26 protein-coding genes are annotated in these 26602 nt (G+C 72.2%); 12 read left to right on the plus strand and 14 right to left on the minus strand.

What is annotated here, in order from left to right; translation table 11 throughout:
* The first annotated feature begins 27 nt into the window (after window positions 1-27).
* On the plus strand, window positions 28-1446 hold the full coding sequence (locus Dfulv_RS19270; protein ID WP_259865384.1) for a WGR domain-containing protein: 1419 nt from the start codon (window positions 28-30) through the stop codon (window positions 1444-1446).
* A 190-nt stretch (window positions 1447-1636) separates the two neighbouring features.
* Here Dfulv_RS19270 and Dfulv_RS19275 read toward each other — a convergent pair whose 3' ends face one another.
* Window positions 1637-2038, minus strand: coding sequence for a hypothetical protein (locus Dfulv_RS19275; protein WP_259865386.1), 402 nt, complete (start codon window positions 2036-2038; stop codon window positions 1637-1639).
* 40 nt (window positions 2039-2078) lie between these two features.
* Here Dfulv_RS19275 and Dfulv_RS19280 point away from each other — a divergent pair, with 40 nt between their 5' ends.
* Window positions 2079-2972, plus strand: coding sequence for an alpha/beta hydrolase (locus tag Dfulv_RS19280; protein WP_259865387.1), 894 nt, complete (start codon window positions 2079-2081; stop codon window positions 2970-2972).
* Window positions 2973-3040: 68 nt separating this feature from the next.
* Here the strand turns inward: Dfulv_RS19280 and Dfulv_RS19285 are convergent, their stop codons facing one another.
* Both Dfulv_RS19285 and Dfulv_RS19290 read right to left on the minus strand, forming a co-directional pair.
* Window positions 3041-3355: a hypothetical protein gene (locus Dfulv_RS19285; RefSeq protein ID WP_259865388.1), complete on the minus strand. Its 315-nt coding sequence runs from the start codon at window positions 3353-3355 to the stop codon at window positions 3041-3043.
* Between the two features lie 113 nt (window positions 3356-3468).
* Window positions 3469-4296 (minus strand): zinc ribbon domain-containing protein, encoded by an 828-nt coding sequence (locus Dfulv_RS19290; RefSeq protein WP_259865389.1) that lies wholly within the window; start codon window positions 4294-4296, stop codon window positions 3469-3471.
* 9 nt (window positions 4297-4305) lie between these two features.
* Between Dfulv_RS19290 and Dfulv_RS19295 the strand changes: the two genes are divergently transcribed.
* Window positions 4306-4449 carry a hypothetical protein gene (locus Dfulv_RS19295; RefSeq protein ID WP_259865390.1) on the plus strand — a complete coding sequence of 48 codons (144 nt, stop codon included), beginning with the start codon at window positions 4306-4308 and terminating at the stop codon, window positions 4447-4449.
* A gap of 259 nt (window positions 4450-4708) precedes the next feature.
* On the opposite strand, the gene Dfulv_RS19300 is transcribed toward Dfulv_RS19295, so the two are convergent.
* Complete coding sequence (locus Dfulv_RS19300) at window positions 4709-5521, minus strand: hypothetical protein (RefSeq protein WP_259865391.1); 813 nt, start codon at window positions 5519-5521, stop codon at window positions 4709-4711.
* A gap of 49 nt (window positions 5522-5570) precedes the next feature.
* Between Dfulv_RS19300 and Dfulv_RS19305 the strand changes: the two genes are divergently transcribed.
* Window positions 5571-6113 carry a DUF6886 family protein gene (locus Dfulv_RS19305; RefSeq protein WP_259865392.1) on the plus strand — a complete coding sequence of 181 codons (543 nt, stop codon included), beginning with the start codon at window positions 5571-5573 and terminating at the stop codon, window positions 6111-6113.
* Between the two features lie 121 nt (window positions 6114-6234).
* Here the strand turns inward: Dfulv_RS19305 and Dfulv_RS19310 are convergent, their stop codons facing one another.
* Window positions 6235-6495 carry a DUF6300 family protein gene (locus Dfulv_RS19310; RefSeq protein WP_259865394.1) on the minus strand — a complete coding sequence of 87 codons (261 nt, stop codon included), beginning with the start codon at window positions 6493-6495 and terminating at the stop codon, window positions 6235-6237.
* A complete protein-coding gene (dnaE, locus tag Dfulv_RS19315) occupies window positions 6492-9992 on the minus strand; it encodes a DNA polymerase III subunit alpha (RefSeq protein ID WP_259867768.1) in 3501 nt (1166 codons plus the stop codon). The genes Dfulv_RS19310 and dnaE overlap by 4 nt, the downstream gene beginning before the upstream one ends.
* A gap of 151 nt (window positions 9993-10143) precedes the next feature.
* Between dnaE and Dfulv_RS19320 the strand changes: the two genes are divergently transcribed.
* Together Dfulv_RS19320 and Dfulv_RS19325 are read left to right on the plus strand one after the other, a co-directional pair.
* On the plus strand, window positions 10144-11100 hold the full coding sequence (locus Dfulv_RS19320; RefSeq protein ID WP_259865398.1) for a LysR family transcriptional regulator: 957 nt from the start codon (window positions 10144-10146) through the stop codon (window positions 11098-11100).
* A gap of 114 nt (window positions 11101-11214) precedes the next feature.
* Window positions 11215-11496: a GlsB/YeaQ/YmgE family stress response membrane protein gene (locus tag Dfulv_RS19325; protein ID WP_259865401.1), complete on the plus strand. Its 282-nt coding sequence runs from the start codon at window positions 11215-11217 to the stop codon at window positions 11494-11496.
* A gap of 74 nt (window positions 11497-11570) precedes the next feature.
* Here the strand turns inward: Dfulv_RS19325 and Dfulv_RS19330 are convergent, their stop codons facing one another.
* Complete coding sequence (locus Dfulv_RS19330) at window positions 11571-13094, minus strand: MFS transporter (RefSeq protein ID WP_259865402.1); 1524 nt, start codon at window positions 13092-13094, stop codon at window positions 11571-11573.
* An 89-nt stretch (window positions 13095-13183) separates the two neighbouring features.
* Here Dfulv_RS19330 and Dfulv_RS19335 point away from each other — a divergent pair, with 89 nt between their 5' ends.
* On the plus strand, window positions 13184-13933 hold the full coding sequence (locus Dfulv_RS19335) for a TetR/AcrR family transcriptional regulator (RefSeq protein WP_259865403.1): 750 nt from the start codon (window positions 13184-13186) through the stop codon (window positions 13931-13933).
* A gap of 60 nt (window positions 13934-13993) precedes the next feature.
* On the opposite strand, the gene Dfulv_RS19340 is transcribed toward Dfulv_RS19335, so the two are convergent.
* Complete coding sequence (locus Dfulv_RS19340) at window positions 13994-16183, minus strand: LuxR C-terminal-related transcriptional regulator (RefSeq protein WP_259865404.1); 2190 nt, start codon at window positions 16181-16183, stop codon at window positions 13994-13996.
* Between the two features lie 335 nt (window positions 16184-16518).
* Here Dfulv_RS19340 and Dfulv_RS19345 point away from each other — a divergent pair, with 335 nt between their 5' ends.
* Both Dfulv_RS19345 and Dfulv_RS19350 read left to right on the plus strand, forming a co-directional pair.
* Window positions 16519-16956: a hypothetical protein gene (locus tag Dfulv_RS19345; protein ID WP_259865405.1), complete on the plus strand. Its 438-nt coding sequence runs from the start codon at window positions 16519-16521 to the stop codon at window positions 16954-16956.
* 75 nt (window positions 16957-17031) lie between these two features.
* Window positions 17032-17667, plus strand: coding sequence for a TetR/AcrR family transcriptional regulator (locus Dfulv_RS19350; protein ID WP_259865406.1), 636 nt, complete (start codon window positions 17032-17034; stop codon window positions 17665-17667).
* 80 nt (window positions 17668-17747) lie between these two features.
* On the opposite strand, the gene Dfulv_RS19355 is transcribed toward Dfulv_RS19350, so the two are convergent.
* Window positions 17748-18704, minus strand: coding sequence for a TetR/AcrR family transcriptional regulator C-terminal domain-containing protein (locus Dfulv_RS19355; RefSeq protein ID WP_259865407.1), 957 nt, complete (start codon window positions 18702-18704; stop codon window positions 17748-17750).
* 134 nt (window positions 18705-18838) lie between these two features.
* On the opposite strand from Dfulv_RS19355, the gene Dfulv_RS19360 reads away from it, so the two are divergent.
* The gene (locus Dfulv_RS19360) at window positions 18839-20050 is read left to right on the plus strand and encodes an FAD-dependent monooxygenase (protein WP_259865408.1); all 1212 of its coding nucleotides are present in this window, start codon (window positions 18839-18841) and stop codon (window positions 20048-20050) included.
* A 142-nt stretch (window positions 20051-20192) separates the two neighbouring features.
* Here Dfulv_RS19360 and Dfulv_RS19365 read toward each other — a convergent pair whose 3' ends face one another.
* The 5 genes from Dfulv_RS19365 to Dfulv_RS19385 form a co-directional block, all read right to left on the minus strand.
* Window positions 20193-20654, minus strand: a complete 462-nt coding sequence (locus Dfulv_RS19365) for a cupin domain-containing protein (protein WP_259865409.1) — start codon at window positions 20652-20654, stop codon at window positions 20193-20195.
* 145 nt (window positions 20655-20799) lie between these two features.
* The gene (locus tag Dfulv_RS19370) at window positions 20800-21378 is read right to left on the minus strand and encodes a DUF4232 domain-containing protein (protein ID WP_259865410.1); all 579 of its coding nucleotides are present in this window, start codon (window positions 21376-21378) and stop codon (window positions 20800-20802) included.
* Window positions 21379-21616: 238 nt separating this feature from the next.
* Window positions 21617-22429 carry a MetQ/NlpA family ABC transporter substrate-binding protein gene (locus tag Dfulv_RS19375; protein ID WP_259865411.1) on the minus strand — a complete coding sequence of 271 codons (813 nt, stop codon included), beginning with the start codon at window positions 22427-22429 and terminating at the stop codon, window positions 21617-21619.
* A 12-nt stretch (window positions 22430-22441) separates the two neighbouring features.
* Entirely contained in the window at window positions 22442-23098 is a 657-nt protein-coding gene (locus Dfulv_RS19380) for a methionine ABC transporter permease (protein WP_259865412.1), read from the minus strand.
* The gene (locus tag Dfulv_RS19385; RefSeq protein ID WP_319805809.1) at window positions 23095-24075 is read right to left on the minus strand and encodes a methionine ABC transporter ATP-binding protein; all 981 of its coding nucleotides are present in this window, start codon (window positions 24073-24075) and stop codon (window positions 23095-23097) included. The genes Dfulv_RS19380 and Dfulv_RS19385 overlap by 4 nt, the downstream gene beginning before the upstream one ends.
* 334 nt (window positions 24076-24409) lie before the next feature.
* Here Dfulv_RS19385 and Dfulv_RS19390 point away from each other — a divergent pair, with 334 nt between their 5' ends.
* Window positions 24410-24745 (plus strand): DUF3817 domain-containing protein, encoded by a 336-nt coding sequence (locus Dfulv_RS19390; protein ID WP_259865415.1) that lies wholly within the window; start codon window positions 24410-24412, stop codon window positions 24743-24745.
* 166 nt (window positions 24746-24911) lie between these two features.
* A complete protein-coding gene (locus Dfulv_RS48580) occupies window positions 24912-26540 on the plus strand; it encodes a M28 family peptidase (RefSeq protein ID WP_319805810.1) in 1629 nt (542 codons plus the stop codon).
* Window positions 26541-26602 lie beyond the last annotated feature (62 nt).

A 26602-nucleotide genomic window follows, 5' to 3' on the forward strand; every position in this document is an offset into this window, starting at 1 on the left:
CCCCCTCACCTGGAAGGCACTTCATCGATGGCCCAGACGACCTATCTCGAGCTGTCCGAGGACACCGGCACCGCGCACAAGTTCTACGAGGTCACCGTCGACGGCACCGAGATGACGGTCCGATACGGGCGGATCGGCGACACCGGCCAGGTCAAGAAGACCACCTACAACGACTCCTCGAAGGCGCAGACGGAGGCGGCGAAGAAGATCGGGGAGAAGGTCCGCAAGGGCTACGCGCCCGCCGTGCCCGGCCAGCGGGCGCCGCGCTCGGTGACCCGGCGGCAGATCGTCAGCCAGCAGTCGACGGCCAAGACGGCGCCGGTGCTGTGGAAATACCGGTCGGGCGCTCCCGCCTTCGGCATCTTCATCGACGACGACGTGTGCATGGTCGGCAACGAGAAGGGCACGATCACCGTGCTGCGCCACGACGCCACGGTCGAGCGGCAGTTCCAGCTGCCCGACGGGGTCAAGTGCATCGTCGCCGACGACGCGTGGATCTACGCCGGCTGCGACGACGGCAACGTCTACGACCTGTCCGGCAAGGTGCCGCGGCTGGCCTACGCGATCGCCCCCGACATCGACATCTACTGGCTCGACATCCACGACGGCATCCTCGGCGTCTCCGACGACAAGGGCGGCGTCTGCGCCATCGACCACGAGGACGAGTTCCTGTGGCGCAAGAAGAGCAAGGGCGCCAGCGGCTGGATGGTCCGCTGCGACGCCAACGCGGTGCACCACGGCCACAGCAAGGGCGTCACCAGCTATGACTGGCGCACCGGCGCCGAGCGGTGGTATCAGTCGACCCAGGGCGCGGTTCTGTTCGGCTGGCAGGAGGGCAACATGCTCTACGCCGGCATGTCGTCCAACTCGGTGCTGTCCTTCGGCAAGGACGGTTCGACGGGCGTGACCTACCGCTGCGACAACACCATCTTCTCCAACGCGACCTCGCCCGACGGCCGCTACGTCTTCGCCGGCGACTACCGCTCGTCGGTCTACTGCTTCGACGCCGCGGGCAACCGGCTGTGGAAGCTCGGCACCGGTTGCGGCAGTGCCTACTCGATGCAGTACCACAACGAGAAGCTCTACATCGTCACCACCGACGGGTCGCTGGCCTGCATCGACGCCAGCGAGAGCGCGGTGCGGGCGGCCGAGCAGGGCGTCGTGCCGGAATACGTCGACGTGAAGGCGCCGAGGATGGACGCCGTCGCCCCGTCCACGACGGTCGAGGTCATCTCCGACCCGGCCGACGGTGTCATCGTCGAGTGCGTCGAGCAGGGCGGCCGGCTGCGGATCCGCGTCGTCAGCCCCGGCTACCACAACGACTGGCAGGTCCAGTTCCCGAAGGGCATCCGCGAGCCCAGCGCCCGCTACGTCGTGACCGGCATCCGCGAGGCCACCCGCGGCGGCTTCTACCGCACGCACGGCGAGATCCGCCGCCTGGTCTGACCGCTCGCCATCCCTGCCACCGTCCACCGGTCGCGCCGACAGGTTGAGCGCGGCCGGGTGGTGCGGCTGCGGTTCGTAGATCAAGGGAACTTCGGGCTGCCTGGACAGCCAGATGTTTCCGATGATCAAGCAACCCGGGTCAGGCCGGGCGCGGGCCGTGCTGGTGCTCGCGAACCGGGGCAGGTGCCGGTCAGCCGGTCGGCTCCCACGGCGGCGGGCCCTCGAAGCGGAGCATGGAGACGTCGAACAGCACCGCTGCCTCGACGCCGATGGCCGGGCCGCCCAACTTGGCCATCCAGGTCAGGAACGGTCCCGGCTCGGGGCCGCCGGCGCCGGGCCCCTTCGTGTATTCCGCATGCGCTGCCAGCGAGCGGATGCCCGCCTGCAGCGGCTCGCCGGTGACGTCCACGCCGTGGGTCGACCGGTCGGCACCGGCGAAGCAGACGAACCGCACGCCGTTCCACGACTCCAGGCCCTCGTCGGCCGGCTCCGGGAAGATCCAGCGGTTGCCGGCGTCACGCGCGGCGTCCAGGTCGTCTGGGTGGGCGGCCACCGCGAGGCAGCGGTTCCAGCCCTCGGGCAGCACCTGCATCGGTGCGGTTACGTTCCCACGCTACGGGATACTCGGGCGTATGGAACCCTCCCGGCTGCACCCGCAGGCCCGCGCCGCCCTCGGTGTTCAGAAGCGCGAGCCGCTGGCGCTCGACAACCTCGCCGCCGTCCGCCGCAGCATGGTCGACGCGGTCCCCGACGAAGTCGGTCCCGGGCGGGAGATCAGCAGTGTGACCGACGTCGACGCGGGCGGTGTTCCGGCACGCCTGTTCCGCGACGGTACGGCCGGCGCCCGGCCCGTCCTGCTCTACGCCCACGGCGGCGGCTGGGTGCTCGGTGACCTCGACACGCACGACGGATTCTGCCGGGAACTCGCCGCGCAGACCGGCTGGGCGGTCCTCGCGGTCGACTACCGCCGCGCGCCCGAGCACCCGTTCCCGGCGGCGCTCGACGACCTGGCCAAGGCCCTCGACTGGGTGCACACCCACCCCGACGGCCTGGACCCGTCCCGCGTCGGCGTCGCCGGTGACTCGGCCGGCGGCCACCTCGCGGCCGTCACCGCCCGCCGCGCCCGCGACGCCGGCCGGCCCCTCGTCGCGCAGGTCCTCATCTGCCCGGTCATCGACCCGGCCATGGCCTACCCGGACCTCGACGGCTACGGCCTGCACCGCGACGAGATGCGGTTCTTCTGGGACGCCTACGCGCCGCCCGGCACCGACCGGGCCACCCCCGACCTCGACCCGCTCCGCGCCGACCTCACCGGCCTGCCGCCCGCCGTCGTCATCACCGCGGAGCTCGACGTGCTGTGCCCGGAGGGCGAGCGGTATGCGGCGGCGCTGATGAACGCGGGCGTGCCCGTCGTGTCCACACGGTTTCAGGGCATGGTGCACAACTTCCCGCGCAAGCTCGCCCGCTTCGACGCCGCACCGGTCGCCGTCGCCCAGATCGCCGCCGCCCTGCGCCGCTGGTCCTGACGTCTGCCGCTACCCGGCCAGGTGCCGGGCCGCGCGGTAGCCGTCACCGGCCCGGGCCGTGTCAGGGGTCAGCCGACGTCCGACGGATCCGGGCCGAACCGCCACGCTGCGTGACCGCCGGGGGAGAGCACGAGCGTGTGCAGGAAGACCGGCTCCTCGCCCTCGGCGGTCAGCAGCCATTCTTGTGGCGGGTGCTCCGCCGCGAGGGTGTTGTCGTCCAGATGGAGCCGGCCGTCCACGGTGGACGGTCGCAGGAACGCCTCCAGGAGCGGGAAGCCGGGGCCCGGCTCCCAGCTGCCGTGCACCCACGGGAAGTCGCCGCCGGTCCAGGTGAGGGTGACCACGTGCCGGCCGGCGAGCTCCAGGCGCTCCCGGTGTGACATGGCCGCAAGTATGCGGGGTCAGGGGTCGCCGGACAACGAAGAGGTGAGGTGGCGACTGCCGCCGGCCCGGGTGGATCGTCGGGGATCGAGGCGTTGCGGGCGGTGCGATCTCTCTAGTGCTGTGACCACAAACGTTGACCGGGTCGTGGTGGTGTTTGTGGTTCCTCGCCCGCGGGTGCGGTCGAGCGACTCCCCACCGCCATCACCGTTTCGGGTGGTGGTGGGGCGGGCCTCAGCCGGCCAACGGACCCTGCTTGCCGATGTGGTCGGCGGGGGTCACGCCGGGACGGTCCGGCACCGGGGAGGTGCCGTCCCGCTCGACGGTGCGTGACCACACACGGCAACACTGCTGCTGTCGTGGTGGCGGTGCCGCCGCCTGCCCCGGTCGGGGTGCGGGTGGCGATGGTGGCGGCCGCGAACAGGTCACGGTGCCCGGAAAGGTTACAGAAGCCGCAGGTCATCGTCCGCCCGGCGGGTTTGCGGACGCGCTGGCGGCAGGCGGGACAGGTGGAGGAGGTACCACGCTCGTCGACCAGATGCAGGACGATGCCGGCCAGTTCGGCCTTGTCCCGCAGGATCGCGATGGCCCGGCCGATCTGCCACTGCCGTAGCCGCAGGTTGTGCCGCCGCCCCGCATCCAGGTTGAGGACGCCGCGCGGGTCGCCGACGGTCAGGGTTCCGACCCGGTGCTGCACCGCCCACCCGATCACGGTCTTCGCGGCCTCGTGCCCGGCTTGGCGGATTCGGCGGCGGTGGCGGGCTTCGACGAGCCGGGCGCGGCGGCGGGTCTTGCGCCACCGCCGGGAGCCGCGCCGGCCGGGCCTGGGGGCGTGGGCGGCGGTGGCGCGGCGGCGGGTTTTGGTGTCGGCCAGGTGCATGCGGTGCTCAGCGCGGATCGCCCGCCCGGACACCAGCAGCCCGTGCCCGTCCGGGCCGGCCACCGCGTAGGGGTGGATGACACCGAGGTCGACCCCGGCGACACGGTGCCGAACCAGGCGTCGGAGAAACGGCGCAGCACCGATCGCGCCCCAGTCGTGTCCAGGTCACCGAACGTGCCCGGACCGGACGCCGCCAACTCCCGGCACAGCGCCTGAGACGACACCAACGGCACATCGCCACGCTGCCGGCGCCGCCCGTTGAGTTCCAGCACGCACGCCCACACGTCACCGGCCGAACGTAACAGCCCGTAACACCGCTTCCGCTGGGCTCGGGTCAGCCGCAAGCCAACCCTGGCGGTGCGGTACACCACCCGCGGCGCGTCCGGTTCTCGACATCGAGGCACACCAATGTTCTAGCACACACGTACGACAAAATCGTCACGGCTCAACCCGGCGAACGTTAGTGGACACCGCACTAGCTTTCGCCGGCCGAGCCGCGGCGGCGCAGCATCGCGAAGCCCGGGATGCCTACGATGGCCTGGCGCAGGTCGCGGGTCACGCCGAGCAATTCGTGGATGTCCGGCCCGACCCGGTCGAGCGTGGCCAGGATCGGCATGACGTCGGTGTTGAGATGGTGGGCGAGCTTGGGCAGCTCGTCGATCATCCGGATCGCGGCGTCGATCTCCTCGGGCGACAGGTTGTCGACGAACCGGCGCAGCCCTGGCTCGTAGGCGCTCAGCAGCTCATCGGCCGTGCCGGCGGTCCGTGCCGCCTGCGTGACGACCGCGGCGGCCGCCGCCGACGCCTGCGCCGCCTCGTCCACGATGCCGGCAGCCGTCGTGGTGATGGTGCGGGCCTCCTCGACGACACCGGCGGAGGCGGCGGTGAGCGTGCGGGCGTCCTCGACGATGCCGCCGGCTGTGGTGGTGATCGTGCGGGCGTCGTCCACGATGCCCGCGGCTGTGCCGGTGACGGTGCGGACCTGATCGACGAGGTCGGCGGCCGTGGCGGTCAGGGCCCGGGCGTCCGCGACGGCCTGCTCAGCCGCGTCGAGGGCGGCGGTGGCGCGGGCCATCAGCACCTCGGCCCCGTCGACGAGCCGCAGGACCCGGCCCGGCAGCGCGACCACGACGGCGGCCGTGCCGACGGCCGTCTCGGCGGCCTTGCCGGCGGCGTCGACGGCCATTCCGGCCGCCTTGCCGGCGGCGTCGACGGCTCTCCCGGCCGCCTTCCCGGCGGCGAAGGCGAGATCGACGACGGCGGAGGGGCGGGGCAGCGGCAACGGCATATGTCCATTGTGCCCGCCACGGCGGCGGTCCGTCGGGTATGCATGTCGGATGCGACCGGAACCCGGCCAGGTGCTGCACTTCTCCGAGGACCCGACGATCACGCGTTTCGTGCCGCACGTGGCCGCAACCGCGCAGCAACCGGAGGCCTACGTCTGGGCCGTCGACCACACGCGGGCGCCCGACTACTGGTTCCCGCGGCAGTGCCCGCGCGGCATGGCGTGGGTGACGGAGACCACCACCGGCGAGGACCGCGAGCGCATCATCGGCGCCGGGTGCGGCGACCGGGTCCACGCCATAGAGTTCGGCTGGCTGGAGGCCATGCGCACCGTGCGCCTGTATGCCTACCGGCTGCCCGCCGACCGGTTCGTCCCCTTCGGCGGCGGCGGTCCCGAGTCGCACGCCCACGTCGCGACGGCACCGGTGACCCCGCTGGGCCCGCCCGAGCCGGTCGGCGACCTGCTCCAGCTCCACGCCGAGGCCGGCATCCAGCTGCGCCTGCTGCCGAACCTGTGGCCGTTCTGGGACGCGGTCGTCGCCAGCACCGTCGGTTTCAGCGGCATCCGGCTGCACAACGCGCTCCCGCGCCGGTGAGGCTCCAGGGCCGGCTGTCCGGCCGGCGTCCGCCGGGCCCCGAACATCGCGCCGGACGGCCGGCCAGCATGTCGGGGTCGGCGACCACCGCCTCGACGGGTACGACGATTCCGCCGGGCGCTCAGAGGTCGCCGCGATGCCAGGCGTCGACGTCGGCCTGCCATGCCCGCTCGTCCGGCTCCGGCGGTCGCGCCCGGTCGAGCCAGGGCAGCAACGCCCGCGTGAGCCGGGCGATGTCGCCGGCGTCGCAGTGCGCGCACAGGTGGACCTCCCGGATGACCGGGACCGGGTCGCCCGCAGCGTTCGTCCAGGTGTGGGGCAGGCGCAGGACGGCGACGACGCTGTCGGTGCCGCAGCGGTGGCACGGCCGGTCGCCGGTCATGCGCGGGCGACCGCGTCCGCGCCGAGCAGTGCCTTGACGTCGCCGTAGAACGCCGGCTCCGGGTTGACCCGAAACGGCTTGAGGTGCAGCAGCACGCTTCCGCTGCCGTGCCGGTCCAGGCGGACGTGCACGGGCGACCGGCCGGGATGGCTGGTGAGGACCCGCTTGAGCTCGTGGACGAGCCGCGGGCTCACCTGCGCCTCGTGCATCGAGATCACCACGGCGGGCTCGGTCCCGGCCCGGGAGACGTCGAGGAGGGTGACGTCCTCGACGTAGAGGCTCGTCGTCTCGTCGCGCACGTTGACGCGCCCCCGCACCGCGATCACCCGGTCCTGGGCCAGCAGTTCGCCGTGGAGGGCGTAGGTCTTGGGGAAGACGAGGCACTCCACGGCGGCGTCGTGGTCCTCGAGGGTGACGATCGCCCACGGGTTGCCCTGTTTGGTGACCTTGCGTTGCAGGCCGGAGACGATGCCGCTGATCCGGGCCGTACCGTCCTGCCGCCCGGAGGCCAGGAGGTCGGCGACGGTGGTGTCGCGGTTGGCCTCCAGGACGGGTTCGACGCCGTCGAGCGGGTGGCTGGAGACGTACAGGCCGAGCATCTCCCGCTCGAAGGTGAGCAGCGTGGCCCGGTCCCACTCGCCTGTGGGGATCGCGATCGCGAACGCGTCGTGCCGGCCCGGCCCGCCGAAGAGCGAGTCCTGGCCGTGGGCCTCGTTCCGCTTGAGGCCGGCGACCGCGTCGACGGCCTGCTCGTGGACCGCGACCAGGGCTCTGCGGTGGTGCCCCAGGCTGTCGAACGCGCCGGCCTTGGCCAGCGACTCGATGACGCGCTTGTTGCAGACCACGGACGGGACCCTGGTGAGGAAGTCGTTGAAGTCGGTGTACGGGCCGCCGGCCTCCCGGGCGGCGATGACGGCGTCGACGACCCCGGCGCCGACGTTGCGCACGGCGCCCAGCCCGAAGCGGATGTCCGAGCCGACGGCGGCGAAGTCCAGCCGGCTGGCGTTGACGTCCGGCGGCAGCACCCTGACCCCCAGCCGCCGGCAGTCCGACAGGTAGACGGCCATCCTGTCCTTGTCGTCGCCCACGGAGCTGAGCAGCGCCGCCAGGTATTCGCTGGGGTGGTTGGCCTTGAGGTACGCGGTCCAGTACGAGACCAGGCCGTAGCCGGCCGTGTGCGACTTGTTGAACCCGTAGCCGCTGAACGGCACCAGCACGTCCCAGACGGCCTTGATCGCCTCGGTGGAGTAGCCGCGCTCGGTCATGCCCGTGCGGAAGCGGTCCCATTCGGCGTCCAGGACCTCTTTCTTCTTCTTGCCCATGGCGCGGCGCAGCATGTCGGCGGCGCCGAGGGAGTATCCGGCGAGCTGCTGGGCGATGGCCATGACCTGCTCCTGGAAGACGACCAGGTGGTAGGTGTCGCCCAGGATCGGCTCGAGGACGTCCGCGAGCTCGGGGTGGATCGGCTCGACCGGCTGCTTGCCGGTCTTGCGCAGGGCGTAGTTCGTGTGGGCGTTCATCTCCATCGGGCCGGGCCGGTAGAGCGCGTTGACCGCGGCGATGTCGGTGAACGTCGTGGGCTGCATGAGCCGCAGCAGGACCCGCATGCCGCCGCCGTCGAGCTGGAAGACCCCGAGCGTGTCGCCGCGTGCCAGCAGTTCGTAGGTCGTGGCGTCGTCGAGGGGGACGTCGAGGATGTTGATGTCGACGCCCTTGTTCGCGCGGACGTTGGCGATCGCGTCGCCGATGACGGTGAGGTTGCGCAGGCCGAGGAAGTCCATCTTCAGCAGGCCCATGTCCTCGGCCTGGGTGAAGGGGAAGCCGGTGAGGACCGGGCCGTCGGCCTTGGGCCTGACCAGCGGTATGACGTCGATCAGGGGCTCGCTGGACAGGATCACGCCCGCGGCGTGGATGCCGGTGCCGCGGGTCAGGCCCTCGATGCCGGTCGCGGTGTCGATGACCCGTCGCACGTCGGCGTCGTCCTCGTACATCCGGCGCAGTTCGGCGGCCTCGCCGTGGCGCGGATGGTCCTTGTCGTGGATGGCGGCGAGCGGGATCTCCTTGCCGCCGACCGCCGCCGGGAACGCCTTGGTGATCCGGTCGCCGAGCGCGTACGGCAGGCCCAGCACACGGCATGAGTCCTTGACGGCGGCCTTGGCCTTGATGGTGCCGAACGTGACGATCTGGCAGACCCGGTCGTCGCCGTACGTTCGCGTGACGTAGTCGATCATCTCGTCGCGCCGCCGGTCGTCGAAGTCGAGGTCGACGTCCGGCATGGTGATGCGCTCGGGGTTGAGGAAGCGTTCGAAGATCAGCTTGTGCTCGATCGGGTCGAGCTGGGTGATGCCCGTGCAGTAGGCGACGATCGAGCCGGTGGCCGAGCCGCGGCCGGGGCCGAGGCCGATGCCGTGCTCGCGGGCGTGCCGGCAGATGTCGGCGACCACCAGGAAGTAGCCGGGAAAGCCCATGGCCTCGATGACCGACAGCTCGTAGTCGATCCGGTCGAGCACCTCCCGCGGCGGCGGGTCACCGTACCGCCGGCGCGCTCCGTCCAGGGTCGCCCGGCGCAGCCAGCTGGACTCGCTCTCGCCCTCGGGGACGGGGAAGCGGGGCGTCAGGTCGCGGTGGGCGAACACCTCGCCGTAGTCGCCGATCCGCTCGGCGACGAGCAGCGTGTTGTCGCACGCGCCGGGCACCTCGGCGTCCCAGAGCGCCCGCATCTGCGCGGCGGACTTGATGTAGTAGCCGCTGCCGCTGAACCGGAAGCGGTCGGTGTCGGCGAGCCGCGTGCCGGTGCCGACGCACAGCAGCGCGTCGTGCGCCGCCGCCCGGTCCTCCGTGACGTAGTGCGCGTCGTTGGTGGCCAGCGGCGGCAGGCCGAGGTCCCGGCCGATCCGCAGGAGATCGTCGCGGACCCGCCGCTCGATGGCGAGGCCGTGGTCCATCAGCTCCAGGAAGTAGTTGTCCCTGCCGAAGATGTCGCGGTACCGCGCGGCGGCCGCCACGGCCCGGTCGTACTGGCCGAGCCGCAGCCGTGTCTGCACCTCCCCGGACGGGCAGCCGGTCGTGGCGATGATGCCCCGGCCGTGTTCGGCGAGCAGTTCGTCGTCCATACGCGGGTACTTCTGGACGTGCCCCTCCAGCCACGCCCGGGACTGCAGGCGGAACAGGTTGCGCAGGCCGCCGGCGTCGGCCGCCCACATCGTCAGGTGCGTGAACAGCCCCCGCCCGGAGACGTCACCGCCCGCGCCGGTCTCGTCGTCCGAGCGGCGCAACGTGAGATCGTCGCTGTAGTACACCGGCCTGCGGTGGTGCCGCGAGGCGGGCGCCACGTAGCTCTCGATGCCGATGATCGGCCTGATCCCGGCCTTCCGTGCCGCCTGGTGGAACTCGTACGCCCCGTGCACGTTGCCGTGGTCGCTCATCGCCACGGCCGGCATGTCCTGGCGGGCCACCTCGTCCATGAGCAGACCGATCTTGGCTGCCCCGTCGAGCATGCTGTACTCGGTGTGTACGTGGAGGTGCACGAAACTCTTCACCGACAACCACGCCTTCCAGTTGTAGGCTGCCCTGCGACCCGAGCATTCGATCCGAGAGCAGGTAGGGTTGTCCAACAACCGACACGCCGCCGAGTCACAACCGATAGCTGTGGACCTCGATCTCGGCGCGGTCCGCGCCTTCGTCGCCGTCATGGAGGACGGATACTTCAGCGAGGCCGCGGCCGGGCTGGGCATCAGCCAGCAGGCCGTCTCCAAGCGCATCGCCATCCTGGAGAAGGACCTCGGCGTGCGGCTGTTCACCCGCACCGCTCGCGGCGTCCAGCTCACCGTCGACGGCCAGGCGTTCCTGCCGCACGCCCGCGAACTGCTCAGGGTGGAGGCGCGTGCCGTCACCTCGGTGCGCCCCGGCAGCCGCGCGCTCCGCGTCGACGTGCTCAACCTGCGGATCGGACCGGCGGCGCTGGTGCGCGACTTCCACCGCGCACACCCCGAGACCGAGCTCGACGTCGTGACGCTCGCCGACTGCGACGTCGACGCGGCCATCGACGCCGTCCGGTCCGGAACGATCGACGCCACGTTCCGCGCGGTCCCGGTGCCCGCCGGCCGGCTCCCGGAGGGCATCAGCACCGCCCGCGTCCTGGACGACCCGCATCAGCTGCTCACCGGGCCGGGCCACCGGCTGGCCGGGGCCCGCTCGGTCGCGCCCGCCCAGCTTGCCGGGCACCGGATCTGGATCCCCGGCATCGTCCCCGGCACCGAGTGGGCCACGTACTACGACGACCTCGCCGCCGCGTTCGGGCTGACCATCGAGGCGATCGGCCCCAACTTCGGCACCGACCACCTGCTCGACGTGGTCGCGGACTCCTCGACGCTGACCAGTCTCGTCGGCGAGCTGACCCGGCTCGTCTGGCCGGCGCACTACGACCTGCGCCGTATCCCGGTCCGTGACCCGACGCCGGTTTATCCGCACTCCCTGATCTGGCGCCGTGACAACCCCCATCCCGGCCTGGCCGCGCTCCGCATGTACATCCGCTCGAGAATGTTCAGGCGCCACGAGGCGAAGACCTGGGTCCCGAGGTGGGCCGCGCGCCATGCCTCGCCGTGAGCGCGGATCAGTCGCCGGCACCCGGTCCGCGTGCGCCGCGTGCGTGTTTCGGGCGCGGCCGCTGCGGGCATCAAAGCATCGACCGGAATTGCAGGGTTGAGCTTAGGAGGAGCGGTGACCGTCACCGGTATCATCACGGCGCTGATCGTCGGTCTGATCGTCGGCGCACTCGGTCGGCTGGTGGTTCCCGGCCGGCAGAACATCTCGATCGTGCTGACCATGGTTGTCGGCATCATCGCCGCGCTGCTCGGGACCGTGCTGGCCAACGCGATCGGCATCGCCACCGACACCCCGGGTGTCGACTGGGGCGAGTTGCTGGTCCAGGTCCTGCTCGCGGCCGTCGGCGTCGCGCTTGTGGCCGGACTGTCCGGCCGTGGCCGCCGCAGCACCCTCTGACCGGGCGCTCACCGCTGGCACGTGACATCGAACGGTCCCCGGCCGCCCGGCCGGGGACCGTTCGTGTGTGCGGGCTACCCGGCCACCGGCACGTCGTCGTCGGCCGATGCCGGTCCCGTGGCCGGCGCCGCGGCCGGGGCAGGCTTCGGGCGCAGCACGGCGGCCGCGACGGCGGCGGCCGCGATGCCGCCGATCACGCCGACGATCGCGGTGGTGGACATGGCCTCGACGAAGGCGTGCTGCGCCAGGCGGGCCAGGTTGCCGTCGCCGGTGGCGGCCGCGATCCGCATGGCGTCGCCGATGGAGTCCCGCGCCGGCCCGGTGACGTCGTCGGGCACCGCCGCGCCGTAGGCGGCGGTCAGGACGCTGCCGAGCACCGCGACGCTCAGTGCCGCGCCGACCTGCTGCACGGTGTCGTTGACGGCCGAGCCGACGCCGACCCGCTCCGGCGGCAGCGCCGCGAGCAGGGTGCCGTACGCGGCCGGGCCCGCCGTGCCGCTGCCCGCCCCGATCACGACCAGCGCGACGACCAGCTTCGCGTAGCCGTCGGCGGGGCCGATCGAGGCGAGCACCCCGAAGCCGGCCCCCATGACCAGGAGCCCGATGGTAAGCGCGGCGCGGGCGCCGAGCCGCTTGTCGACCACGACGCCGACGCCGTTGCACACGATCACGGTCAGCAGCATCGGTACGAACGCCAGGCCGGCCCGCATCGGGCTGTACCCGAGCACGAACTGCAGGTACTGCGTCAGCGCGAGCATGACCCCGCCCGCGGAGAACGACAGCAGCACGATCGAGAGGCTCGCCCCGCCGAAGTTGCGGTCGCGGAACAGCGACATGGGCAGCATGGGCTCGGCGACCCGGCGCTCCCACAGCGCGAACGCGGTGAGGACGACCACCGCCACGACGAACCCGCCCACGGTCTTCGGCGAGCCCCAGCCGTCCGCGGCGGCGGCGATCACGCCCCACACCAGGGCAGCCATGCCGACGGTCGACAGCGCCGCGCCGACGAGGTCGGGCCGGTTCGCCGATCCGCGCGACTCCGGGATGATCGCGAGTGCCGCGATGATGCCGAGGATCGCGATCGGTACGTTCATCAGGAACACCGATCCCCACCAGAAGTGCTGCAGCAGCAGGCCGCCGGCGGTCGGGCCGCCCAGCGCGCCGACCATCAGCACCGAACTCCAGATGGCGATCGCCTTCTTCCGCTCGGCCTCGTCGAAGACCGTCGTCAGGATCGACAGCGTGCCGGGCATCAGGAACGCGGCGCCGGCGCCCATCAGGCCGCGCACCGCGATGAGCTGCCCGGGCGTCTGGCACAGCGTGGCCAGCACCGACGCGCCGCCGAACACGATCAGCCCGACGACCAGGCCGCGCCGGCGGCCGTGGCGGTCGGACAGGCTGCCGGCGGTGAGGAGCAGACCGGCGAAGACCAGGATGTACGCATCGATGATCCACTGGATGTCGGAGGCGCTCGCGCCGAGGTCGCGGATCAGCGACGGGATGGCGATGTTGAGCACCATGTTGTCGACGACGACCACGAGCAGGCTCAGGCAGAGCACGCCCAGGATCAGCCACCGGCGCGGGTGAGGAGCGGACATCGGAGCTCTCCGATCGAACGGTGTACGAGCAATCTCGCACACCGTACCATCGCTCTCGAACACTGTGCGAGGGGCGGTAGAGTGAAGCCGTGCCACAACAGTCGGACCCCTACGCCAGCTCCGTGTGGCTGCGCCCGCCCCGGTCCCGCGGCGAGCAGCCCACGCTCAGTCGCGAACAGATCGTCCGCGCCGCCATCGAGCTGCTGGACGCCGAGGGCGCGGCCGGGCTGAGCATGCGCCGGCTCGGCACGCGGCTCGGCTCCGGCGCCACGTCGCTGTACTGGTACGTCGCGAACAAGGACGAGCTGCTCGAGCTCGCCGTCGACGAGGTGATGGCCGAGGTCTACGTCCCCGAGGCCGGCGACACCGGCTGGCGGATCGGCGCGTCCGTCCTCGTCACCGGCATGCGTGCGATGCTGCTGCGACATCCCTGGGTGATCGGCCAGCTGGGCATGCGGCCGACCCTGGGCCCCAACGTGATGCGCATCGGTGACCGCACCGTGGCACTGCTCAGCGCGGCCGGCTTCTCCGGCGTGAATCTCTCGCACGCGAGCTCGCTGCTGTCGTCCTACGCCATCGGCTCGGCCACGACCGTGGCGGCGGCGACCAACAGCAGCCGGCAGGCCGGCGTGCCGGTCCGGAAGATGGCGCAGCAGCTCGAGCCGTATCTGGACAGCGTGGCCGCCGACCACCCCAGTTATGCGCAGTGGCGGCGGGAGAGCGGGGTCGAGGCCATGGACCCGGAGGCCATCTGGGACGAGGGCTTCGCATTCGGGCTGGAGCGCCTGCTCGACGGCCTGGAGCTGTGGCTCGGCCGCGAGTCCGGCACCGGCCCGTGACGGGGCGTCAGTCCTCCCGGACCGCCACGAGCCGCCGGAGCCGTCGCTGAGACCGCCGTGTCACAGCAGGCCGAGCTCGCGGGCGCGGCGGATCGCGTCGCGGCGGCGGTGCACGCCGAGCTTGTGGTAGATCGCCGAGGTGTGCGTCTTCACCGTGTTCGGCGAGATCCGCAGCGCGGCGGCGACCTCGGCCACGGTCATGAAGCCCACGAGCATCCGCAGCACGTCCGTCTCGGCCACGGTCAGCACCGCGGGCACCGCCGACCGGTCCGGTGCGGTGTCGGCAAGGCGTGGCAGCCCCCGATCGACGGTGAACGGATACCACAGCCGCTCCCGGGCGGCGATCTCGCGGGCCTCCCGCAGCAGGCCCGCCGAGGCGGCGGTGTCCCCGAGGCGCTGCGCCGCGTGGGCGAGCACCAGCCGGACGTCGACGTCGTGCGGCAGGCAGCCGGTCGGCCCGGCCAGGTAGGGGCGCAGCAGTTCGTCGACCCGCGGGTCCGCCCGGCCGGCGGGCCGGTGCGCGAGCAGCAGTGTGGCGGCGCCGAGGTCGGCCACGACGGGCGGGAACAGCTGAGCGTCGGCCTCCCAGCGCCGTTGCGCGTCGTGCAGCAGGCCCTCCGACAGCAGCAGCTGGATCCGCATCGCGCGTGGCGCCCATGCCGGCAGGACCTCGAGGTCGGCCTCCTCCGCGATGAGCCGCTCCAGCGCGACGAGCGCCGGGCCGTGCCCGCCCTGCTGGCGCAGCACCTCGATCCGGTGGAAGGTCGCGTTGGCCAGCAGCGCGGGCGTGCCCGGCCACACCTCCACGAGCAGCTCGTCGAGGTAGTGGTGCGCGGGCTGCGGGCAGCCGCGGAGCCGGGCCACGCCGGAGAGGACGAGCAGCGCCCAGCCCTCGTCGTGCGAGCCGGTGACCCCCTCGCGATGCAGGACGGCGCGGGTCCGCGCGGCGAGCCGGCCGGCGCGGTCGAGGTGCCCCTGCTGGAGCTCGATCATCGCGCGGACGCACAGCACCGACCCGTACGACGGTCGGGCGACGGTGTCCACGGCCCGCCGGGCCGCGTCCGGTTCGCCACGGCAGAGTGCCTGCCACGCGCTGCCCAGTGCCGCGTCGTCCGGCGGTGGCCACGGCGAGGACGGCGGCCACGGCGCCGGTGCCGCCGGTGCCGTGGTGGCGGTGGCGACGGTCCGGGCCGGGCTGTGCCGGATGGCGTCGGCCTGGGTCCGGGCCAGCCGGGCGGCGAGCGGGTGGTCGTGGCCGGCGATCGCCTGCCGGAGTGCCTCGCCGGGCTGGCCGTGCACCGTGTACCAGGCGCCGGCGACCCGGTGGAGCCGGTGGGCCAGCACCGGATCGTCGTTCACCAGGGCGGTGTAGAGGGCGGTACGCCACAGCCGGTGGTACCGGAACCACTCGGAGTACCGGCCGACGCGGGTGGCGAAGGCGCCGTTGCGGGCGAGGCCGGCGAGCAGGGCGGCGCCGTCGGGGCGGCCGGTGAGCGCCGCGAACAGGTCGGCGTTGACCGACTCGGCGACGCTGGCCAGCCGTACCGCGTCCCGCGCGTCCGGGGTGAGCTCGCCGAGGACGTCGTGCCACACGTACTCGTCGAGCCCGGCCCCGGCACGCAGCAGCTGGTCGACGTCCGGCTCCCGGTGGCGCGGCAGGCCCGCCATCGCGTCGAGCGCGATCACGAGGCCCGCGACCCAGCCCCCGGTCACCGCGAAGACCCCGTGGACGGCGGCCGGCGACAGGTCGAGCCCGCGCGACAGGGCCAGCTCGGCCGTCTCGGCCGAGGTGAACGCGAGGTCCGCCGCGTCGACGGCGACCGGGTAGATCGGGTTGCCCGTCCAGGCGCCGTCGGATCCGGGCCCGTGCCGGCCGACCAGGACGACCCGGGCCGACGGGCGGTCCGCGACGAACCGGTCCACCTGCGCGCGCAGGCTGGCGTCGGGAACGGCTTCGACCCCGTCCAGCACCACGGTCACGGGGCCCGTGCGGCCGCCCGCGTGCGTGGCGAGGTCGACCGGACGGTCCGGCCCGAGATCCGCGCAGTCGACGGAGACCACCGCGCCCGCCTCGGGGGACCGGGCCAGCCAGTCCCACACGAGTGTCGTCTTCCCCGCGCCGGCCGGGCCGTAGACCGCGATGGCCCGCGCCCGGCCGGCCGCCGTGAGCAGCGCTTCCAGGCGCGGCCGGTGCAGCCGGTGCTCGGCCGTGCCGGTCTCGCTCGCGGGTCGGTGCGTCGTCGCGACCATGCGCCCCGCCTTTCCGCAACAGGCCTGCCGTGGAAGAGCCTGCCCTGACGGCGGTGCGCCGCCCCGGGCCGGTACCGATTCGCCGCGCGGATCCGACAATGCCGGGTTCCGGGCACACTGTCCATCGATGGCGCGGCCGGTTTCCCGCGATTCGCGAATCCGCGACCGAACCGCCGGTCTGCGGGTACCGGATCTACCGATCGAACCGACCGGATCTACCGATGCGCTCCATGGCAGGACAGCTGGCTGCCGAAGGACTACGCGCTGCGCGTCGAGCACACATAGATCAGCACACCCGTATTGGTGTCCGGCCGGATCTTGTACTGTGCGACGCTATGTCGGTCATCGCTTCCTTTACCGTCCTCGATGCCAAGTTCCTTCCCGACTTCGCCGCCGACCCCGCCGGTGTGCTCGCGACGCACGGGCGCGCGGTGTCGGGGGAGTACGGCTGGTCCGGGTATGTCGTGCTGGCGGTGCTGGACGCCCTGGAGGACCGCGGGATTTCGCTGTCCGACACCGGGCACGGCGAGCCGATCAGCGGCCTGGACGACGACAGCTTCTCTACGCTGCTCACCCCCGAGCACCGGCGGTACCTGCCGCACCTCGACCCGGCCGGCATCGACGCGGCCGAGTTCAAGGCGATCTTCGACGAGGAGGGCCTGGAGCTGGACGAGTACGAGTCCGGCGCCGCCGGCCGTGCGACGGTGGCCCTCATCCGCGACCTGATCGCCGCCCTGACCGACGACGAGGTGGTGGTCGTCTACATCGGCTGAGCCGCCCGGCCACCGCCCGGACGTGCGCGTGACGACGTTGCATTCGGGATTTGAGAGAGCGCTTACTCTGATCCCATGCCTCGGTCCACCCAGCGCCCCTCGTCTTCCGCCCGTGGTGAGCGCACCCGTGCCGCGATCATGCGCGCAGCCACGTCGGTCTTCGCGCGGCACGGTTATCAGGGTGGGCCGCTCGCCGCGGTCGCGACCGCGGCCGACATGACGCAGCCGGGGGTGCTGCACCACTTCGCGTCCAAGGAACACCTGCTCATGGCGGTGCTCGAGGAGCGCGACCGGGACGGCACCCGCAGGCTCGAGGCCGGCACGTGGAACGACGGCGGCGGGGCGGCGCTCGACGCCCTGCAGGAGCTCGTCGACCACAACACGACGACGCCGGAACTCGTCCAGATGTTCACGGTGCTCGTGGGGGAGAGTGTGGCTGCCGACCACCCGGCGCGGCCGTTCTTCACCGACCGCTACGCGCACCTGCGGTATCGCACCACCCGCGCCATCCAGCGCGGTCAGGACCGCGGCGAGTTCCGCACCGACGCCGACGCGGCGGAGCTCGCCTCGCTGGTGCTCGCGGTCATGGACGGCCTGCAGATCCAGTGGCTGCTCTGCCCGGAGATCGACATGAGCACCCGCTTCGCGACGTTCGTCGACATGATGAAGCGCTTCCTGGCCCCGGACCCGCCTGCCGGATCCGGGGCGTAGGGCGCCGGCACGGTCCTGCTACCCCGGCGGCGGCATCCACGACGAACGTCCCACGGCCCTAGGACGGTGGCGCTCCTGCGCTACACCTGAGCCGGTCCGGGGCGGGCCGGCCCGGGCGTGCGGCGGCTGATGAAGACGGTCAGGCCGTCGAGGAGCCGGCCCAGCCCGAAGGCGAAGAGCCGGTCCAGGTCGAGCTCGAAGTCGTCGATCGCCAGGAGCTGCTCGAAGTTCGGAGCCCCGGTCGGCACCTCGGCACCGCCGAAGCCGTGGTCCATCCACTCGTTGCCGGTGATGCCGGTCTCCCGCTCGGCCTCGGCCTCCGGTTCCAGCGTCGTGGCGAGGCCGCGCACATAGCTGAACAGCAGCAGGTGCACGTGGAGCCGGTCGCTCGGCGGCAGCCCGGTGCCGTCGAGCGCGGCAAGGACCCATTCGGTGTACCTGAGCCCGTTCGGCGCCGGTTGCGGCCGGGTGAGCGACATCGACGGCGCCAGCCACGGATGGCGCCGGAACAGCCGCCACAGCAGGACGGCGGCCACCTCGAGCCGGGCACGCCAGCCGGGCGGCGGCACGGCCGGCAGCGGTGCCTCGCCGAACGCGGCGTCGATCATGGACAGGGTCAGCTCGTCCTTGCCCGGCACGTGCCGGTACAGCGACATCGTCGCCACACCCAGCTCGGCGGCGATCCGGCGCATCGACACCTCGGCGAAGCCCTCGACGTCGGCGATGCCGGTCGCGACCGTCACGATCCGGGCGAGCGTCAGCTCGGTGCCCCCGCGGCGCGGCGGGCCGGGCCGCCGGACGCCGGCCCGGTCGGCGGACGGCGCGGTGACGACGGTGCCGACACCCGGCCGCACCGTGGTCAGGCCCTCCTGCCGCAGCAGTGCGAGTGCCTTGGTCGCGGTGGCGACCGCGACACCCCACTCGTGGGTGATCTGCCGTGCGGACGGCACGAGGTCGCCGGGGCGCAGCTCCTTGGCGGTGATGCGGCGGCGGATGTCCGCGGCGATGCGGCGGTACGGCGGCTCGGCGTCGGTCACGGTACTAGTACACCAGTCCGGCGCACCCGGTCGCGACCGCCCGGTGTACTAGTGTCGATTGCCGGCATTATCGCTGTACGGATAGCCTTCCGCCCGCATGGCGTACGCAGTACGCGCGAGGATGGGAGGCATGGATGCGGGTACTCATCTCCGGTGCCGGGATCGCGGGCCCGGCACTGGCACACTGGCTGCACCGCTACGGGATCTCCGCGACCGTCGTCGAGCGGTCCCCGGCTCCGCGGCCGGGCGGGCAGGCGGTGGACGTCCGTGGGGCCGCCCGGCTCGTCGTGGAACGGATGGGGCTCATGCCCCAGGTCCGGGCCGCCTGTGTCGACGAGCGGGGCATCGCCATGGTGGATGCCCGGGGGCGGTGGACCTCGAGGATGCCGGCCGACGCGTTCGGGGGTGAGGGCTTCGTCGCCGAGATCGAGATCTCGCGCGGGGATTTCGCCCGGTTGCTGTACGAGGCGACCCGCGACGACGTCGAGTACCGGTTCGGCGACCGGGTCGTCGCGCTGCACCAGACGCCCGAGGACGACGGGGGCGGTGTGACCGTCGACTTCGCCGGCGGCGCAAGGGAACGCTTCGACGTGGTCGTCGGTGCCGACGGGGTCCATTCCGGCGTCCGGGCACTCGCGTTCGGCCCGGAGTCGTCGTACGTGCACCAGCTCGGCGGCTACACCGCGTACTTCAGCGTGCCCGATCCGGGCGACCTCGGCCATTGGTACCTGATGTACAACGCACCCGGTGGCCTGGCCGCCGGGATCCGGCCGGAGCACGGCGGGACCGCGAAGGCGTATCTGAGCTTCACCTCGTCCCGGCGCGGCCTGGAGCGGGCGCCGAAGGACGAGCAGCAGCGCGTGCTGGCCGAGCGCATGTCCGGGGCCGGCTGGCGGGTTCCGGCCCTGCTCGCCGCGATGCCCGCCGCGCCCGACTTCTTCTTCGACTCCCTCAGCCAGGTCCGGGTGGAGCGCTGGTCACGCGGCCGGGTCGTGCTCCTCGGCGACGCCGGCTACTGCGGCTCGCCACTGGCCGGCCTCGGCACCAGCATGGCGCTCGTCGGCGCCCACGTCCTCGCCGGGGAACTGGCCGGCTCGGACGGCGACGTCCGCGCCGCCTGCGCCGGCTACCAGGACCGGCTGCGCGACTACGTGGCCGCCGGGCTGGAGCTGCCACCGGGCGGCATCCGCGGCTACGCCCCGCGGACCCGGACGATGATCCGGCTGCGGGCCCTGTCGATGCGGATGATGCCGCACTGGCCGATGCGGCAGCTGCTCGCCGCCCAGTTCGCGAAGGCGGGCGCGTTTGAGCTGCCCGACTACGCACCGGTCCTGCCGTCGCGCTGATCGGCCCGGGAGCGGCCGCCGGGATGGTCCGGCATGCCTCGTGACGCGCACCGTACACCGGCGGATGCCGCCCCGGCAGCCCCGGCCGGCGTGGGCCGGCCGGGGCCCGGCAGGGCTCACGGACCGCCGGGCCGTCAGGAACTCACCAGCACACCTCGGGCTGGAAGGTCCGGTCCTCGTCCTGACGTGGTACGACGGCGCCCATGGGCGGCAGGCGGTACTCGGCGTCGCTCACGTGCGCACCCCACTCGGTGCCGACGTCGAGCGCGTCGGTTTCGCAGGTCGACATGACGGCGACGAACGAGTCCGGTGCGGCGCCGTGCCAGTGCCATTCGCCGGCATGGCAGACGACCGTGTCGCCGGCGAGCACCTCCAGCACCGGGCCACCCCGGCGCTGGACCCGGCCCACGCCGAAGAGCACGTGGAGCACCTGGCCGTAGGGCTCGCTATGCCACGCGGTCCGGGCTCCGGGGCTGAACTGCTCGCTCACCGCCCGCAGCCGGGACGGCTCCATGCCGACGATGTCCTTGCCGGTCCACACGACGCCGCTGTAGCGGCGCTGCGGAGCTTCCCGGCGCTCACACGGGGCGCGGATGACCTCCATGGACTCCCTTTCTCCAGATGTACGCTCAGGCGCCGGTATCTCCGGCGTCCCGGCCGTCGAAACGGCCCGCCGGGGGTGAATCGGCGTGGAGTGTTCCTGCGCGGCGCGTGTGACGGAAGGCCGGGCCGACGGGACCGGGAGCCGGTCAGGCCGGTGAGCTCCACGGGCTGACCGCCAGCTTGCCGGTGTTGCCCGGGTCGACGGCGAGCGCGAGCGTGTGCCGGGGCTGTCCGCCGGCCGGTGCGACGCTCAGGTACGCACCCTTGGCGACCGTCGCGGCGTCGGTCGTGATGTTGCGCCACACCAGGACGGCGACGACCTTGCCGCCCGGCGCGACGTCGATCGGCTTCGGCGGTCCCGCGTACCGCTCGATGCGGGAGACGTGCTCGGTCCCGTCGAGGACGGTCACGTCGAGCACCTTGCCGTCCGCGTCGAGGACGTCGACGACGGGATAGCCGTTCACGCCGTACGTGCCGGTGCCGCAGTTGCGCACCGTGATGCCCACCGCGCGCAGCCCCATCGCGGCGTCGACCTCGCCGACGGACAGCTCGACGCCCGGGGCGAGACACCGCGGCCCGGCCACGAGCGGCGTCGACGGCGACGGCGTGGGCGTCGGCGCCGACGTCGCGTAGGTCACGTCGGGCCGGGCCGCCTCCGGCGTGGCGGGGGTCGTGCCGCAACCCGCGAGCAGCAGCGCCGTCACCGTGAGCCATCGTGCCTTCATCAGGCCGATCATGCCGTATCGGCGCGCGTGGCGGAGACCGCTGTATCACCGCGCCGCCGGGCCGCTCCGTCCTGACGAAGTGCGGTCCCGGCGGAAGGAGACTCGGGCGACCACTTCTACGTGGTGGTGGCGGGCCCGTCCGCGGTGTCGATGGACTTCACCTGCCAGTAGCCGCGGGCGGTGTGCGGGTGCCACCGTGTGCGGCCGGGAAGGAGCCGGCCGCACACGGTCGTGCGGGTCAGACCGCCAGGACGGAACCCTGGTACTTGTTCTCGATGAACTGCTTGACCTCGGGCGAGTGCAGCAGCCGCTCCAGCTTCTGGATCCGCTCGTCGTTCTCGTCGCCGGTGCGGACCACGACGAGGTTCGCGTACGGGTTGTCCTTGCCCGACTCCAGCGCGAGCGCGTCCTTGGCCGGGCTGAGGTTCGTCTGGATGGCGTAGTTGCCGTTGATCACCGACAGCGTGGTGTCGTCGAGGCTCCGCGGCAACTGCGCCGCTTCGAGCTCCTTGAACTCCAGCTGCTTGGGGTTGTCGACGATGTCGGTGCGGGTGGCCTTGACCCCGGCGCCGTCCTTGAGCTTGATGAGGCCCTTCGACGCGAGCAGGTTGAGCGCGCGGCCCGAGTTGGACGGGTCGTTCGGGATCGCGACGACCGCCTTCTCGGGCACGTCGGCGAGGTTCTTGACCTTCTTCGAGTACACGCCGAGCGGCTCGATGTGGACCGGCCGCAGCGCCGTGAACTCGTAGCCCTTGGCGGCCTTCTCGGCCTCCAGGTACGGGATGTGCTGGAAGTAGTTGGCGTCGAGCTGCTTGTCGCGCAGGGCGACGTTGGGCTGGACGTAGTCGTTGAACTCGACGATGTCGAGCTTGAGCCCCTCCTTCGCGGCGAGGTTGTCCTTGACGAACTTGAGGATCTCGCCGTGCGGTACCGGACTGACACCGATCTTGAGCGTGTCGCCGCCGCTGCCGCCGGCCTCGTCGGCGCCACAGGCGGCGAGCCCGAGGACGAGGGTCGCGGCCGTGATGGTGGCGAGAATCGTGCGTCGCACGGTGGTGCCTTTCTACTTGTGGGACAGGCGTCTGGCGACAAGGTCGCCGAGCATCTGGACGAGCTGGACGAAGACCACGAGCACAACCACCGTCGCGATCATGACCTCGTTCTCGAAGCGCTGGTAGCCGTAGCGGATGGCGAGGTCGCCGAGGCCGCCGCCGCCGACCACGCCGGCCATCGCGGAGTAGCCGACGAGCGCGACGACGGTGATCGTGAACCCGGCGACGAGACCCGGCCGCGCCTCACGCAGCAGCACCTTGCGGACGATCTGGGTCCGTGAGGCACCCATGGCCCGGGCCGCGGCGATGACGTCCCGGTCGACCTCGCGCAGGGCTGTCTCGACGATGCGGGCGTAGAACGGGATCGCGCCGACGGTCAGCGGCACGATCGCCGCCTCCGTGCCGATGGTGGTGCCGACCAGCGCCCGCGTGAACGGGATGATCGCGACCAGCAGGATGATGAACGGCAGCGACCGGCCGACGTTCACGACGAGACCGAGCAGCGCGTTGACCGGCCGCAGCGGGAGCAGGCCGCCTCGGTCGGTGAGGACCAGCAGCACGCCGACGAGGACGCCGCCGAGCGCGGTGAACACGGCGGCGGCGCCGACCATGTACGCGGTCTCCTGCACCCCGGTCCACAGCAGCGGACCGATCTCGCTCCACGTCACGCCGTCACCTCGTCGACGATGAGGCCGGCGTCGCGCAGCCGGGCCGGTGCCGACGTCGCGGTGGCGGGCAGCGCGAGGCGGAACCGCCCGGCCCGGGTCCCCGCGAGCGGCTCGATCGCGCCGCCGACGATGCGGACCGGCAGGTCGTGCGCTCGGGCGAAGTCGGTGAGGAAGGCCGTGTCGGCGAGCGGTCCCGCGACGGTGACGTCGAGGACCTGTTCTTCAGCGGTACCGCCGGTGAGCGGGCCGAGCGGGAACAGCTCCCGGGCGAGGGCCGACTCCGGGGTGGCGAGCAGGCCGGCGACGGTGCCCTGCTCGGTGAACCGGCCGTCGCGCATGAGGGCGACCGAGTCGCACAGCCGCTTCACCACGTCCATCTCGTGCGTGATGAGCAGGATCGTGAGGCCGAGCCGGCGGTTGAGGTCGCGCAGCAGTTGCAGGATCGAGCCGGTGGTCTCCGGGTCGAGGGCCGAGGTCGCCTCGTCGGACAGCAGCACCTTGGGCCGGCCGGCGAGCGCGCGGGCGATGCCGACCCGCTGCTGCTGCCCGCCGGACAGCTGGGCCGGGTACGCGCCGGCGCGGTCGCCGAGGCCGACGAGGTCGAGCAGTTCGGCGACGCGGGCGCGCCGCTCGCGGCGGGGCACGCCCATCACCTCGAGAGCGAACTCGACGTTTCCGGCGGCCGTGCGCGAGCGCAGCAGCGCGAAGTGCTGGTGCACCATCCCGATGCCCTGCCGGGCGGTGCGCAGGCGAGCCTCGGACAGGTCGGTCAGGGTCACCCCGCCGACGGTGATCGTGCCGGCGTCGGGACGCTCCAGCAGGTTGACGCAGCGCAACAGGGTGCTCTTGCCGGCCCCGCTGCGGCCGACGACCCCGTACACCTCGCCGTCGCGGACGGCGAGGTCCACACCGTCGACGGCGTGCACCGGACCGCCCCGGGCGTGGTAGGTCTTGCGCAGACCTGCGAGCTGGATCACGTACGTTTCCCCTGGTACATGTGGCGAATAGACCACTGAATCGGTCGGTATTAGAACCTACCGACGAAACATTGCGGAAACGCGCGGCGGCGGTGTGAGGAGGATCGCCACCCACCCCGGAAGATCGTCTGAACAGCGCGGCGGCATGCCCGTACACCCGCGAATGCAACACAGACCACACCCGCGGACGTGGCGTCGGCCACATCGGCGGCCTCGCACCCGGGCCACTGTTACGCGCCGCCGGTGTGCAGCTCCCGGCGTTACGGAAAGAAGCGGCTATCCTCGGGAGCGATTCTCGGACCGTCGCCCTGACCTGCCAGAAGCCGGAGGCATCATGCAGCCGTACCGCCTGTTCCGCGTGACCGCCCTGGCGGAGGCATTCTCGTGGACGGGCCTGCTCGTCGGCATGTACCTCAAGCACGTCGCGGAGGTCACCGACGCCGGCGTGTGGCTGTTCGGCAGGCTGCACGGGGTGCTGTTCATCGCCTACCTCGTCGCGACCGCATGGGTGGCGCGCGCGGAGCGGTGGTCCATCGCGCGCACCACCGTCGCGGTGCTGGCATCGGTTCCGCCGCTGACCACACTGCTCGTCGAGCGCTGGCTGTCGCGGCGGCGGCCCGCTCCGGCCGAGGTCGTCCGCACCGGCGCACCGGCGGAAGAGCGCGGATAAAGCCGCGCCCAACCGGTCACCCTTGCCGTGGCCCTCGGTCGCCGCGTTTTGTGCGCGAATGCGCATTTAGCGGCTACCATCGATGTTCGGATCCTGCGTACATTCTCCCTGCCCGTCGATACGTCGGGTGGTTCCGTGCACAGCCACACGGAGGGGAGAACACATCGTGGTGTCTCGCTCGGCTCGAAGACTCCTGGGCGCGGCCACCGCCGCCGCCCTGGTGGGCTCGATCGGATTGGCGAGCCCGGCACACGCCGGCTCGAGCGGCAACAACAACACGCCGAAGAAGCTGACCAAGGCCGTGACGCTGCCCGGCGTCATGCGGCACCTGCTGGCGTTCCAGGCGATCGGTGACAAGAACGGCGGCAACCGCGCGTCCGGCCAGCCCGGGCACAAGCGCAGCGCCGACTACGTGGCGGCGCTGCTGCAGCACGCCGGCTACACGGTCACCCGGCAGCCGTTCCAGTTCAACTTCTGCGACGAGAGCGGCTCGTCGTTCGCGCAGACCGCGCCCACGCCGACGACCTATGTCGACGGCACCGACTACGACCTCATGGACTGCTCAGGCTCGGGCGACGTCACCGCGGCCGTCGTGCCGGTCGACCTCAACCTGGTCGCACCCCGCACGGCGGTGACGTCCGGCTGCGAAGCCTCCGACTTCACCGCCGCCGTGGTCGGCAAGATCGCGCTGATGCAGCGGGGCACCTGCCCGTTCGGCACCAAGGTGGCCAACGCCGAGGCGGCCGGCGCGGCCGGCGCCATCGTGATGAACCAGGGCAACGGCGACCCGGTCACCAACGCCGACCGGTACAACCTGCTGCTCGGCACGCTCGGCACGCCGGTCGGCATCCCGGCGATCGGGGTCTCCTACGCCACCGGTGCGGCGTTCGCCAACACTCCCGGCCTGACCGTGCACCTCACGGCGGACACGACCGCCGAGATCCGCACCACCGAGAACGTCATCGCGGAGACGAAGACCGGGCGGGCCGACAACGTCGTCATGGCCGGTGCGCACCTCGACTCCGAGCCCGACACCGTGGGCGTCAACGACAACGCCAGCGGCAGCGCCGGGCTGCTCGAAGTGGCCCTGCAGATGGCCAAGGTCAAGCCCAAGAACAAGGTCCGCTTCGCGTGGTGGGGCGCCGAGGAGGCCAACCTCGTCGGCTCGACGTTCTACGTCACCAACCTCACGCCGCAGCAACAGGCCCAGATCACCCTGTACCTCAACTTCGACATGATCGCCTCGGCCAACTACATGTTCGGCGTCTACGACGGCGACGACTCCGCGGCCCAGGGTTCCGGCCCCGGCCCGGCCGGATCGGCGCAGATCGAGAAGCTGTTCGAGGCGTTCTACGCCTCGCGCGGCCAGCCGACGAACGCCGCCGACTTCACCGGCCGCTCGGACTACGGCCCGTTCATCGCGGCCGGTGTCAACATCCCGGCCGGTGGCCTGTTCACCGGCGCCGAAGGGATCAAGACCGCCGCCGACGTCGCCAAGTTCGGCGGGGTCGAGGGCGCGCAGTACGATCCGTGCTACCACGACCCGTGCGACGACCTCTTCCGGGTCGTCCAGAAGGGCGGGGACGCGGCGCTGTACGCGCAGCTGCGGAGCCGGTACAAGCTCTTCGGCAACATCAACACGTTCGCGCTCGACACGAACGCCGACGCGATCGCCACCGCGGTGATCACGTACGCGTTCGACACGTCCACCATTCCGCCGCGCACCGCCCCGGCCGCCGCGAAGGCGACCGTGGCCGGGCCGCAGACCGACGCCAACGACCTGCACCTGCGCTGATCAGCGACGACCGGCCGCCGCGCCCGGGCGCGGCGGCCGGGACGTTCAGAACTCGGATGCTC

The sequence above is a fragment of the Dactylosporangium fulvum genome (assembly GCF_025137375.1).
Lineage (GTDB): Bacteria > Actinomycetota > Actinomycetes > Mycobacteriales > Micromonosporaceae > Dactylosporangium > Dactylosporangium fulvum.

What these genes read in the sequence shown, in the direction of transcription:
- Dfulv_RS19270 (WP_259865384.1), top strand. Translation starts at nt 28, where the DNA reads ATGGCCCAGACGACCTATCTCGAGCTGTCCGAGGACACCGGCACCGCG.
- Dfulv_RS19275 (WP_259865386.1), bottom strand. Translation starts at nt 2,038, where the DNA reads ATGCAGGTGCTGCCCGAGGGCTGGAACCGCTGCCTCGCGGTGGCCGCC.
- Dfulv_RS19280 (WP_259865387.1), top strand. Translation starts at nt 2,079, where the DNA reads ATGGAACCCTCCCGGCTGCACCCGCAGGCCCGCGCCGCCCTCGGTGTT.
- Dfulv_RS19285 (WP_259865388.1), bottom strand. Translation starts at nt 3,355, where the DNA reads ATGTCACACCGGGAGCGCCTGGAGCTCGCCGGCCGGCACGTGGTCACC.
- Dfulv_RS19300 (WP_259865391.1), bottom strand. Translation starts at nt 5,521, where the DNA reads ATGCCGTTGCCGCTGCCCCGCCCCTCCGCCGTCGTCGATCTCGCCTTC.
- Dfulv_RS19305 (WP_259865392.1), top strand. Translation starts at nt 5,571, where the DNA reads ATGCGACCGGAACCCGGCCAGGTGCTGCACTTCTCCGAGGACCCGACG.
- Dfulv_RS19310 (WP_259865394.1), bottom strand. Translation starts at nt 6,495, where the DNA reads ATGACCGGCGACCGGCCGTGCCACCGCTGCGGCACCGACAGCGTCGTC.
- dnaE (WP_259867768.1), bottom strand. Translation starts at nt 9,992, where the DNA reads ATGCTCGACGGGGCAGCCAAGATCGGTCTGCTCATGGACGAGGTGGCC.
- Dfulv_RS19330 (WP_259865402.1), bottom strand. Translation starts at nt 13,094, where the DNA reads ATGTCCGCTCCTCACCCGCGCCGGTGGCTGATCCTGGGCGTGCTCTGC.
- Dfulv_RS19340 (WP_259865404.1), bottom strand. Translation starts at nt 16,183, where the DNA reads ATGGTCGCGACGACGCACCGACCCGCGAGCGAGACCGGCACGGCCGAG.
- Dfulv_RS19345 (WP_259865405.1), top strand. Translation starts at nt 16,519, where the DNA reads ATGTCGGTCATCGCTTCCTTTACCGTCCTCGATGCCAAGTTCCTTCCC.
- Dfulv_RS19350 (WP_259865406.1), top strand. Translation starts at nt 17,032, where the DNA reads ATGCCTCGGTCCACCCAGCGCCCCTCGTCTTCCGCCCGTGGTGAGCGC.
- Dfulv_RS19360 (WP_259865408.1), top strand. Translation starts at nt 18,839, where the DNA reads ATGCGGGTACTCATCTCCGGTGCCGGGATCGCGGGCCCGGCACTGGCA.
- Dfulv_RS19365 (WP_259865409.1), bottom strand. Translation starts at nt 20,654, where the DNA reads ATGGAGGTCATCCGCGCCCCGTGTGAGCGCCGGGAAGCTCCGCAGCGC.
- Dfulv_RS19370 (WP_259865410.1), bottom strand. Translation starts at nt 21,378, where the DNA reads ATGAAGGCACGATGGCTCACGGTGACGGCGCTGCTGCTCGCGGGTTGC.
- Dfulv_RS19390 (WP_259865415.1), top strand. Translation starts at nt 24,410, where the DNA reads ATGCAGCCGTACCGCCTGTTCCGCGTGACCGCCCTGGCGGAGGCATTC.